Annotated in this window: 9 protein-coding genes and 1 pseudogene; 7 read left to right on the top strand and 3 right to left on the bottom strand. The window is 73.3% G+C overall.

All coding sequences use genetic code 11. From position 1 onward, the window contains the following. The first annotated feature begins 110 nt into the window (after positions 1–110). The 5 genes from P2424_RS23705 (at position 111) to P2424_RS23685 (ending at position 6162) form a co-directional block, all read left to right on the top strand. Positions 111–902 (top strand): enoyl-CoA hydratase-related protein, encoded by a 792-nt coding sequence (locus P2424_RS23705; protein WP_276477748.1) that lies wholly within the window; start codon positions 111–113, stop codon positions 900–902. Between the two features lie 416 nt (positions 903–1318). After that, the gene (locus P2424_RS23700) at positions 1319–1810 is read left to right on the top strand and encodes an ATP-binding protein (protein WP_276477747.1); all 492 of its coding nucleotides are present in this window, start codon (positions 1319–1321) and stop codon (positions 1808–1810) included. A 383-nt stretch (positions 1811–2193) separates the two neighbouring features. Next, entirely contained in the window at positions 2194–2730 is a 537-nt protein-coding gene (locus P2424_RS23695; RefSeq protein ID WP_276479099.1) for a DNA starvation/stationary phase protection protein, read from the top strand. Between the two features lie 272 nt (positions 2731–3002). Continuing rightward, positions 3003–5087, top strand: coding sequence for a SpoIIE family protein phosphatase (locus P2424_RS23690; RefSeq protein ID WP_276477746.1), 2085 nt, complete (start codon positions 3003–3005; stop codon positions 5085–5087). 121 nt (positions 5088–5208) lie between these two features. Then, positions 5209–6162, top strand: a complete 954-nt coding sequence (locus tag P2424_RS23685) for an IS481 family transposase (protein WP_276477745.1) — start codon at positions 5209–5211, stop codon at positions 6160–6162. Between the two features lie 33 nt (positions 6163–6195). Here the strand turns inward: P2424_RS23685 and P2424_RS23680 are convergent, their stop codons facing one another. Next, positions 6196–6783 (bottom strand): hypothetical protein, encoded by a 588-nt coding sequence (locus tag P2424_RS23680; protein WP_276477744.1) that lies wholly within the window; start codon positions 6781–6783, stop codon positions 6196–6198. Between the two features lie 237 nt (positions 6784–7020). On the opposite strand from P2424_RS23680, the gene P2424_RS23675 reads away from it, so the two are divergent. Both P2424_RS23675 and P2424_RS23670 read left to right on the top strand, forming a co-directional pair. Continuing rightward, complete coding sequence (locus tag P2424_RS23675; RefSeq protein WP_276477743.1) at positions 7021–7677, top strand: maleylpyruvate isomerase N-terminal domain-containing protein; 657 nt, start codon at positions 7021–7023, stop codon at positions 7675–7677. A gap of 178 nt (positions 7678–7855) precedes the next feature. Beyond that, positions 7856–9580, top strand: a complete 1725-nt coding sequence (locus P2424_RS23670; RefSeq protein ID WP_276477742.1) for a glycosyltransferase family 2 protein — start codon at positions 7856–7858, stop codon at positions 9578–9580. A 20-nt stretch (positions 9581–9600) separates the two neighbouring features. On the opposite strand, the gene P2424_RS23665 is transcribed toward P2424_RS23670, so the two are convergent. Both P2424_RS23665 and P2424_RS23660 read right to left on the bottom strand, forming a co-directional pair. Continuing rightward, entirely contained in the window at positions 9601–10257 is a 657-nt protein-coding gene (locus P2424_RS23665; RefSeq protein WP_276479098.1) for a 4'-phosphopantetheinyl transferase superfamily protein, read from the bottom strand. Positions 10258–10422: 165 nt separating this feature from the next. Next, positions 10423–11241: pseudogene (locus P2424_RS23660) on the bottom strand (metallophosphoesterase); the annotation flags it as partial. Positions 11242–11573: the final 332 nt, after the last annotated feature.

The raw sequence follows: 11573 nt of genomic DNA, 5'->3' as shown, positions 1-11573 counted from the left end.
GCGCGTGTGCCGGCGGCAGCGGCCCGGCCCCCCGGGGCGACGGGGAGCGGGCCGGTCTGTGAGGAACGGCACCGGGTCCGCGGCGCGGAACGGCCGTTAACCTTCCCGGCATGACCACTGACGAATCCAGCGGCGCCACCGCGCGCCTCGAGGTCGCCGACGGCGTCGGCACCATCCGGCTCGACCGGCCGAAGATGAACGCCCTCGACATCGCCACCCAGGACCTGCTGCGCGAACTCGCCGAAGAGGCCGCCCGTCGCGAGGACGTGCGTGCCGTGGTGCTCTACGGCGGCGAGAAGGTGTTCGCGGCCGGTGCGGACATCAAGGAGATGCGCGAGATGGACCACTCCGCGATGGTCCTGCGCTCCCGCGGTCTCCAGGAGGCGTTCACCGCGGTGGCACGCATCCCCAAGCCGGTCGCCGCGGCCGTCACCGGCTATGCCCTCGGCGGCGGCTGCGAGCTGGCGCTGTGCGCGGACGTCCGGTTCGCGGGCGAGGGGGCCGCGTTGGGGCAGCCGGAGATCCTGCTGGGGCTGATTCCCGGTGCGGGCGGCACCCAGCGGCTGTCCCGGCTGGTCGGTCCGGCCAAGGCCAAGGACCTGATCTTCACCGGGCGGACGGTGAAGGCCGCCGAGGCCGCCCGGATCGGCCTGGTCGACCACGTGGTGCCGGACGCCGAGGTGTACGAGCAGGCGCACGCCTGGGCCGCACGGCTGGCGCGGGGACCGGCGCTCGCGCTGCGCGCGGCGAAGGAGTCGGTCGACTTCGGTCTGGAGGCCGATATCGAGACCGGCCTGGCGCTCGAACGGAACTGGTTCGCCGGACTGTTCGCGACCGAGGACCGGCAGATCGGCATGCGCAGCTTCGTGGAGGACGGCCCCGGCAAGGCCCGGTTCCGCTGAGCGGGCCGCGGCCGGGCCGGGTCCCGGCACGTGGGGCCGGCCGCCGGCTGCCCACCCGGACGGCGGCCCGGCGGCCCGTCCTCCCGGCCGCTGCTGCGCTCGACCGCTCCGGTGCGCGGCAAGAGGACGACAGGGTGGGGTGGTTGGGGGTGGCGTAAAGCGTCGCGCAGGCCGAACACTCCACCGTGTGGGGGAACCAGGCGTGCCCGGTCCTCCCTCGTTCGTGGGTGGGCTGTGGCGCGTTGTGATCAGTTGCGCACGGCTTGTCATCCTGAGTCGTCCCAGGTCAGTGCGTATGCGTCGGCTTTCGGGGCGTCGGGTGGCGGCGGTCGCGGCGCGCTGGAGGCGCTCGTACCGCCTCGGTGGATACCCGCGAACCGCCCCCAGTGGCATCCCCCTGCCGCCATGATGGAGGCATGGCGGGTCAGGGAGATGTGGCGAGCGTGACCGAACGGGTTCCGGAAGACCCAGCGGGGAAGTGGGACGCCGAGCCGGTGCGCACCGTTCTCGAGCGAGCGGGCGACCCGACCGTGCGGGAGGTGCCGCTCCCCAACCTTCCGGAATCGGCTCGTCTGGCCCGTCGCCTCACCCAGGCCGTGCTGGAGGAGCGCTGGGCCCTCCCGGCGGAGCGCACGGAGTACACCGTGCTGCTCGTCTCCGAGCTGGTCGGCAACGCCGTGCGGCACACCGGCGCGCACACCATCGGTATCCGGATGCTGCGGCGGTCGGGATGGATCCGCGTCGAGGTCCGGGACCCCTCCCGCGGGCTGCCGTGCCTGCTGCCGGTCGGCGAGCTGGACACCAGCGGCCGGGGACTCTTCCTCGTGGACACGCTGGCCGAGCGCTGGGGCGTGGATCTGCTGCCGCGGGGCAAGACGACATGGTTCGAGCTGCGGGCCACGAGCTGACCTGCGCACGGCCTCGCCGCCGGTGCAGGTGTGGCACCCGCCGGGCCCCTCCTCGGGGTGCTCGTGCCGGCGTCCGCGCTAGCGCTCGGCCCAGGCAGGAAGGGTTCGACGGATGGTCTCGCCCGCCAAAGCCGGCTGGGCCCCGGCGGACCCCGGCGGCCAGGTGGCCGAACAAGAGTTCGGCAAGGTTTGACCTTGCTTCCGGCGGAAACCCCGGGACGGGAACAGCTCACGTACGCCCACTCCGTGGAGCCGTACCCGCTGGGAGTAGGACGGCCCCTCTCGCCGGCCCCGTCCCTCCCGACCACTTCCGAGGATTGGAGCGCACCGTGGCAGCTCACGCGTCCAACGAGGGCTCGACCCCGTCCTACACCGTTCCCGGCATGTCCACGGAAGAGGGCGGCAGCGTCATCCAACTGCTGCGCATGCGGCTGCACGCGCTCAACGACCTGGCGCTGACGCTGAAGCACGTGCACTGGAACGTGATCGGACCGCACTTCATCGCCGTCCACGAAATGCTCGACCCGCAGGTCGACGCCGTCCGCGAGATGATCGACAACACGGCCGAGCGCATCTCGACCCTGGGCGGTTCGCCCTGGGGCACCCCGGGCGTGCTGGTCGCCGAGCGGACCTGGCAGGACTACACGCTCGGACGCGCCGAGGCCATCGAACACCTGGGCGCCCTCGACGTCGTCTACACCGGCGTGATCGAGGACCACCGCAAGGCCGTCAAGGCGACCGACAGCTCCGACCTGGTCACCCAGGACCTGCTCATCGAGCATCTGCGCAAGCTGGAGCTGTTCCAGTGGTTCGTGCGCGCCCACATCGAGAGCTCCGGCGGCAGGCTCGCGACGGGCCCGCACGACTCCGAGTCGGCCGCCGCCGAGAAGGCCGCCGGGCAGGCCCGCGGAAAGCCCTGACCCGGATCCGGCACCCTCCCAGGGACCCCGGCGCTCCGGCGCCGGGGTCCCTGGCTGTCCCGCTGCCCCCGCTACCGGCCCCGTACCGCCCCCGACCGCCCCGCAGACCACCGCCCGGCCCCCGCCCTCACGCGTCCGGGCCAGTGCCGCGCCCCTCGACGCGCGGTACCGGTCGGCTCCCCGCATGATGGGGAGGTGGCCTCGCCAGGCGCTGCCGCGGCTGTCGCTGAGCGGGGGCGCAGGCATTGGGGCCACGCGATCGGGAGACAGCGATGCACCGCTTCCGCGAACCGAACACGGGGCCCGCCGGTCACGGCGACGACCCGCCGGTCGCCGCCCATGTCGCGCTGGCCGTCAACGGCATGGGCAGCTTCTGCTGGGACCTGCAGTCGGGCGAGATGAAGTTCGACGACGCGGGACTCGCCGTACTGGGGTTCAAGCCGGGGGAGTACGACGACCGCCCGGCCACCATCGCGGACCGGATGGTGCCCCAGGAACTGCCCGCGGTCCAGGCGCAGGTCGGCCGCGCGCTGAAGGCCCGGACGGGCTACAGCGTCTACTTCCGGGTACGCCACCCCGACGGCTCGCTGCGCTGGACGCACTCCCAGGCGACCGTCGTGTGCGACGACACCGGCAGCCCGGTGCAGGTCGTGGGGATCATCCGGGACGCCAGCCAGGAGCTCCAGGCGGTCGATCAGACGAGGGAACTGCGGCAGGCCAAGAGCGACCGGCGGCGGCAGGCCGACCTCGTGGGCCACGTCAACGACGCCCTGGCCCCCACCGTCACCGTCGATGACGTCGCCGAGGCCCTCACCACCACCCGGCTGGTGCAGCGGCTGGGGGCGGCCAGCATCACCCTCGGTCTGGTGGACGGCGGGCGAATGGGGCTGGTGGGCTCCAACGGCGTCCCGGACGAGATCATCCGCGACTTCCATCTGGCCCGGATCGGCGCCCCGCTGCCGCTCACCGAGGCGGTCCGCACCCGGGAGCCGGTCTTCGTCACCAGCCGCGCGGACTTCGCCCGGCGCTACCCCGGGCTGGGCCAGTACCTGGGCCTGGTGCCCCGCGCCACCGCGGCGGTCTACTTCCCACTGATCGCGCACGACACCCCCATCGGTGCCGTGGGCCTCACCTACGAGGGCAAGGACCGCTTCACCCACGACGAGCGCACGGTGCTGACCGCGCTCAGCAACACCATCGCCCAGTCCCTCCAACGGGCCCTGCTCTTCGACCAGGAGCACGAGCTGGCCGCCGGGCTCCAGACGGCGATGCTGCCCGGGCACATCCCGCACGTCCCCGGCCTGGCCATCGCGACCCGCTACCGTCCGGCGCGCGCCCGCGGTGGAATCGGGGGCGACTGGTACGACGCCGTCACGCTGCCGGACGGCCGGATCGCCGCCGTCGTGGGCGACGTCCAGGGACACGACGTGACCGCCGCTGCCGTCATGGGGCAGTTGCGGATCGCGCTGCGTGCCTACGCGGCCGAGGGGCACCCGCCGCTGACCGTCATGGCCCGCGCCTCGGCCTTCCTCGCCGAACTGGACACCGACCGGTTCGCCACCTGCCTCCTGGTGCTGTTCGATCCCGGCACCGGGGTCGCCGTGACCGTCCGGGCCGGTCACCCGGAACCGGTCCTGCGCCGCCCCGACGGGAGCTGCGTATGGGTCGACACCCCCGTCGGGCTCCCGCTCGGCCTCGCCGCGCCCTCGGCCCAGCCCCCGTACGCGCTCTCGGAGACGCTGATCGAGCCCGGTTCCTCGCTGGTGATGTGCACCGACGGCCTCATCGAGTCCCGCACCCACGACCTGGACGAGGGGCGCGCGAGACTCCTGGAGGCGGTGCGGCACGGCCCCGTGCGCCCCGACGACCTCGCCGACCACCTGCTGCGCACCATGGGTGACTTCACCGGCGAGGAGGACGACGTCGCGCTGCTGCTGCTGCGCCGTGCCTCGGGCCGGCGCCCGGCCGCGCCGCAGATGGCCGTCACCATCTCCTCCAGCGACCCGCAGTCCCTGCACGCGGCCCGGCAGGCGCTGCGCACCGCCCTGCACCGCTGGTCCCTGGACTCCCTCGCCGACACCGCCGAGCTGCTCGCCAGCGAAATGGCCACCAACGCGCTGCTGCACACCGAGGGCGACGCCACCCTCACGGCCCGGCCGGTGCGCAACGGCAGCCGCGCCCTGCGCATCGCGGTCACCGACACCTCGCCGGACAACCCCTACCGCCGGGCCGCCACCGAGCAGTCCACCTCGGGGCGCGGCCTGATGCTCATCGAGGAGCTGGCCACCGACTGGGGCGTCGAACCGCGCGGCAACGGCAAGCGCGTCTGGTGCGAGATCCCGCTGAGCGCGCACTAGTTGTTCTGTCTCGGGAGGTTGTGGACGGGTGATGCAGGTCTCGGCTGAGGGATCTTGAACGGGTGAGGGCCTTCCGGGTTCGGTGTGGATTGCGACGTCTACACCGACCAGAAAGGCCCTCGTGCCCCACCGTAATGCACCCCTGACCGAGACCGGACGTCTGCGTCTGGCCCGTTGCGTGGTCGAGGACGGCTGGCCGCTCCGGCGGGCTGCCGAACGCTTCCAGGTCTCGCCGACCACGGCTCAGCGGTGGGCTGAGCGCTACCGGCTGCTGGGCGAGGCCGGGATGACCGACCGCTCCTCGCGTCCCCGTCACAGCCCGCGGCGGACGCCGACACGGACCGAGCGAAGGATCATCAAGGTCCGCCTCCTGCGCCGGTGGGGCCCGGCCCGCATCGCGCACCTGCTGGACCTCGTGCCCTCGACCGTGCACCGCGTGCTGACGCGGTTCGGGCTGGCCCGGCTGACCCATCTGGACCGTGCGACCGGCCGCGTCATACGCCGCTACGAACGCGAACATCCCGGCGAGCTCGTCCACGTCGACATCAAGAAACTGGGCAACATCCCCGACGGCGGCGGCCACAAGGTCCTCGGCCGCCAGGCCGGCCGCAAGACCCGCAAGAACGCCGGCTACAGCTACATCCACACCGCCGTCGACGACCACTCCCGCCTCGCCTACAGCGAGATCCACACCGACGAGAAGAAGGACACGGCCACCGGCTTCTGGGCCCGGGCACACGCCTACTTCACCAGCGTCGGCATCACCGTCGAACGCGTCCTGACCGACAACGGCGCCTGCTACAAGTCCCACACCTGGCGCGACACACTGGCAGCGGCCGGGATCACCCACAAGCGAACCCGGCCCTACCGGCCCCAGACCAACGGCAAGGTCGAACGCCTCAACCGCACCCTGCTCGACGAATGGGCCTACGCCCGCCCCTACCGGTCAGAACAGGAACGACGCGACGCGTTCCCGCAGTGGCTGCACACCTACAATCACCACCGCGGACACACCGCACTCGCAGGCAAACCACCCGCCAGCCGCGTCCCCAACCTCACAGAGCAATACAACTAGTGCTGCGGTGACCGGAAACGATCACTGGGCAGCTCAGTCATCGGCCACGCTTGTGGCGCCGGGAAACGGTGGGACGGGAGTAGCCGATGTCAAGGTCGTGGCAGGCGCTTTGCCTGTCCCGAGTGCCCGGTGCCGTCTCGCGTACGACCAAGTCACCGCAGTCATCAGCGCCGGGATGGCGAACAGCGGGGCGAAAGTGAGGCCCCAGACGGTCTGTGCTGCATCACTCGACAGGTACGTCCGGCTCTCGACGGTGAAAGCGACCGCGAGTTGCCACAGTGCCACCAGGACCAGGATGCCCGAGGCGGTCCAGGCCGGCGGGGCGAGGATCCTGGGGTGCAGCGGCCGCCACCGGTTGCTGACGAGCAGCAGCGGAAGCAGAGCGGCCAGCTCGGCGAGGACGGAGAGACCGACGACGTAAGCGATGCCCCGGCCTGGGATGTCGAAGACGTCGCGCAGCACTTGGTCGCTGTAGCCCACATGGACACCGGATGCCATGGCGATGCGCCACAGGCCGGACGGGACCGCGCACAGAGCGATGGCGTGGGCGGCGCGGCGAGCCCAGGCAGGCGCAGATGCGGAGCCGGGGAGTGGAACGGTCGCTGTCGTCATGATGGACATGCCGGCCCTGGACTCGTCAGCCGCGCTTCGTCCGCTACGGCGGACCGTCTCCGCCCTGCGGATGAGGGCGCGCCCGTTGAGGGAGGACCTGAGGATTACTCACCTCGCAGGCCGGAATTTCCCCTGGCCCGGCGGTCGAGGGCATCGCCCCGACCCGGTGAACGTTCGCGGTCACAGCACTGGGCGGTGCCCCGAATCCGGTTGTCCGCCGGGTGTGTGCCGCACTAGCGTGCCGACGTGGACCTCTTCGCCTGCTCGTGGACGGCGCTGCGGACGGCGGTCGCCGCACTCCCGGACGCCGACTTCGCGCAGCCCTCCGGGTGCGCCGGCTGGCTCGTGCGGGACCTGGTGTGCCATCTGGTCATCGACGCGCAGGACGTCCTGATCACCCTCGCCACCCCGACCGGGAGCGAGCCGACCGCCGACGCGGTGACCTACTGGGAGGTCGCCGACGGGCCGCCGACCGGCGAGGACCCGCTGGACGCGCTCGTCGTCCGGCTGGCCGCGGCGTACCGTGAGCCGCACCTGCTCACGTTCCACCTCGACGACGTCGGCTCCGCCGCGGGCCGCGCCGCCGCACTGGCCGACCCGCTGCTGCGGGTGCGCACTCGTGGCCAGGTCCTCACCGCGGGCGACTATCTGGCGGCCTACGTCCTGGAGTGGACGCTGCACCATCTCGACCTGGTCGCCCATCTGCCGCACGTGGCGGGGCCGCCCGCCGAGTGCCTGGCCCGATCCCGCGCCGCGCTGGAAGAGATCGCCGGTGCCCCGTTCCCGGCCTCGCTCGGCGACCGGGACGCGCTCCTGATCGGTACCGGCCGCCGGGCCCCGACCGCGGCCGAGCGTGCCGAACTCGGTGCTGCGGCCGAACGCGTGCCGCTCTACCTGGGGTGACCCGTCGTCCCCGGCCGGTCCGGGGGCGGGGGCGCAAGGCGGGTGCCGTCCGGTGCCGGGCGCGGGCCGGCACCCGCCGCGGCGCTCCGGGGCGCATGGTCCGGCGGCCGGCGGGCACCCGGGCCCGGACCACCGCCCCGACCAGCGCGGGCGCCCAGGACCGGACGGAAGGCCGCAGTTGGACACCGCGATATCCCATACCCCCGCACAGCCCCTCAAGGTCAGCGTCGTCGTCCCCACGTACAACACGGGGGACGCGGTACTGACCGGGCTGCGCTCGCTCCTGGCGCAGACGATGCCCCGCTCCGAGTTCGAGGTCATCTACGTCGACGACGCGTCCGACGACGACACCGTGGCGCTGCTGGAGGAGGAGACGGCAAAGCGTGGCGCGGAGGCGACCGTCCGCGTGGTGCGGGCCGCGCACTCCGGCTGGCCCGGTCGCCCCCGCAACATCGGCACGGACCTGGCCCGCGGCGAGTTCGTGCACTACGTGGACGACGACGACCGGCTCGCGCCGGAGGCGCTGGAGCGGCTGTACGCGCGGGCCCGGGAGACCGGCGCGGACATCGTCGTGGGGCGGATGGCCGGACACGGCCGGCCGGCACCGCGCGCCCTGTTCGAACAGCCGCGGACCGGGGCCGACCTGCGGACCGACCCCGCGCTGCTGAGCTCGATGACGGTGCACAAGCTCTTCCGCCGGGACTTCCTGCGCGCACACGGACTGCGGTTCGCGGAGGGCAGGGTGCGGTTGGAGGACCACCTGTTCACCCTGCGCGCGTATCTCCTCACCGGCCGGGTGGCCACCGTGCACGACTACACCTGCTACCACTGGGTGCGCCATGCCGACGGGAAGCAGAACGTCAGCTACGCGCAGATCGAGCCGTACTCCTACATCGACAGCATCCGGCGGGTACTCGCGGTCCTGGACGCCTCGGACACCCGGGTGCCGCCGGGCCCGCTGCGGAACCGGCTGGTGGCCAGGTGGTACGGGAAGAAGGCACTCGACCGGATAGCGGGCAAGCGCCTGCTGGACCAGCCGGCGGACCGCAGGGCGGCGTGGTGCGAGGCCGTCGGCGCGCTGGCCGCCGAACTGCCCCCGGAGACGGACGCGGCCCTGCCCACCCGGCTGCGGATCGTCGCCGCCCTCGCCCGGCACGGGGACCGCGCGCTGCTGGAGGAACAGGCGGGGTTCGAGGCCGGTGTCGTGCACCGGCCGCGGGTGACCTCAGCGCGGTGGACGGACGGGCAGCTCACCGTCCGGTGCTCGACCGGTCTGGTTCGGCGCCGCGGCCGGACCCGGGGCACCGCGCCGCTCGCCTTCGCCCGCGCCCCGGAGGGCGAGGGGCGGCTGCTGCGACTGCCGGAGCGGGTGGCGGCGCTGCCCGCCGCTGCCGAGCGGGCCGACTTCGCCAAGGCCGTGCGGCGCAGCAATGTGCGCGGCCAACTGCGCCACCGGGAGGGCGGAACGGTGCTGAACCTGCCGGCCGGCCGGCACGTCGTGGAGGAGCCCCACCGTCCGGGTGGGCCGACGGAATGGGCCGCCCGGCTGTCGCGGGCGATGGCGCGGGTGTCGGCGGCGGTGGCGGCGAAGGCGCCCGGAGCGCTCGCCGGAGCGGCGGCGCGGGCGGCCGCCCGGCTGCGCGGCGCGGGGCGTGACCGCCGGGAGTTGTGCACCCTGCGGTGGGATTCGGAGTTCACCGTCGATCCGGCCACGGCCGACCACGGTCGGGCGCTGGCCCCCGGCACCTGGGATCTGCGCTTCCAACTGGGCTGCGGCGGTTGGCGCACCTCCCAGCCGCTGCGCGGCTACGCGATCGAGGTGCCGGAGCCGGCCGGGCCGGGCGGGGAACCGGCGGTTCCCCGGGTAGAGGACCCTGCCGGCCGCGGCGCGGCGGCGCGCTGACCGCGACCGCGGACGGGCCGTCAGGGGACGGTGATCCGGGGCACGCCCTCGGTGTCCCGGCCGCGGTCGGCCGCGGCGGGTGCCGGGGCCGGCCCGCCCTGTCCGGGCGCGGTGGCCGGCAGGGTGATCGCGGTGATCAGCAGGTTGTCGCGGCACAGCCAGCGCCCGGTGAACCCGTCCAGGCGCCTGCCGCCGACCGTCGGCCCGGGGACCAGGAGCCGGGCCGTGAAGGTCCCGTCGTCCGGGTCGATCTCGATGTGCGCCTCCTCGAAGTCCAGTTCGCGGCGGGTGAGGGGATACCACACCTTGAACACCGACTCCTTGGCGCTGAACAGCAGCCTGTCCCAGCGGACTCCGGGCGCGGCGCGGGTGTGCGCGGCCACCCACTCCCGTTCGCGCTCCAGCGAGATGAGGTCCAGGACGCCGGCCGGGCAGGGCTCGTTGGGTTCGGCGTCGATCCCGACGCCGATGACTTCCCTGCTGCGGGCCACGGCGGCGGCCCGGTAGCCCTCGCAGTGGGTCATGGCGCCCACCACGCCCTCCGGCCACTGCGGGGCGCCGCGCCGGTCGGGCAGCAGGGGGACGGGCACTACGCCGATGCTGCCCGCGGCCCGCCGGGCGCAGTGCCGCACGGTGGCGAACTCGCGCTGCCTGCGCGGCACCGCGTGGTCGACCACCTGCGCCTCCCGCGGATGCAGATGGTCGGCGGGTGCTCCGGGAAGGTCGTCGAACGCCTCGGCGGTGGCCACCGAGGCGGGCAGCAGCGCACGCAGCAAGGTGCTCTCCCCGGCCGGAGCGGTCGCCGGGACGGCGGCGGGCGACGGTGGCGGCGGGACGGCGGCGGGCAGCACCGGGCGCAGCGGCTCCCGCGGGTCACGGGGCTGCCATTCGCGCGGGTAGCCCACCGAGACTTCCTCGAATCTGACTCCGTCGTGCCAGGTGACACGGGGGATGTGCAGATGGCCGTAGACGACGGCCGCCGCCCGGAAGCGGCGGTGCCAGTCCGCGGTCAGTTCGGTGCCGCACCACTGGGCGAACTCCGGATGGCGCAGGATCCTGGTGGGTTCCCGGACCAGCGGCCAGTGGTTGACCAGTACCGTCCGCTCCCCGGGTGCGAGGGCTTCGAGTCGCCGTCGGGTCCACTCCGCGCGGGCCCGGCACCAGGCGTCCGGGGTCGGATAGGGGTCGGGATGCAGCAGGTACTCGTCCGTGCACACCACGCCGGCCTCGTGCGCGCGGCGCAGCGACTCCTCCTTGGTCGCCGTTCCCGGGGCGCGGAAGGTGTAGTCGTAGAGGAGGAACAGCGGCGCCACGGTGACCGGTCCACCCGCGCCGTGCCACACCGGGTAGGGGTCCTCGGGTGTGGCGACACCGAGGCCGCGGCACATCTCCACCAGCCGCCGGTAGCGGCGGTCGCCGCGCAGGGTCACCGGATCTGCGGGATGGGTCCACAACTCGTGGTTGCCGGGGGCCCAGAGCACTTTGGCGAATCGTGCGCTCAGCAGCCGCAGGGCCTGTTCGACATCCGCGAACCGTTCCGCGACGTCCCCGGCGACGATCAGCCAGTCGTCGTCGCTCCCGGGGCGGAGGGACTCCAGCAGGGTGCGGTTCTCGCGGAAGGCGATGTGCAGGTCGCTGACCGCCAGCAGCCTTCCGGCCATGTGTGGTTCACCCCCGTCCGCGAGGGGCGACTGGGCGCCCTGGCCTGCGCCGGTCGACGATCGGCGGGCGGTGCTCGCTGCCGCATGGAAACAAGCACCCACCCGGCGTGTCAACGGCTGCCGGAGGTGCTCCGGGGGCCGGTGCCGGGGGGCTGCGGGCCGGGCCGGTGCTCGGCCGCAAGCCACCGCCTCCCGGCGGACGGCTCCGGTCAACTTGCTTGGTCTATACAGGGTTTGGAGTTCCCGTACCGAGAGGTATGTGATCAGGGATACACTCCCGGCCCGTCGGTGCATGTCCATCGCGAACTGGTCGAAGATGCCCTTATGGAGGC

Origin of the sequence: Streptomyces sp. WMMB303 (genome assembly GCF_029351045.1) — a bacterium.
In the GTDB taxonomy this organism is placed as follows: domain Bacteria; phylum Actinomycetota; class Actinomycetes; order Streptomycetales; family Streptomycetaceae; genus Streptomyces.
This window is presented reverse-complemented; position numbering and strand designations above follow the sequence as displayed.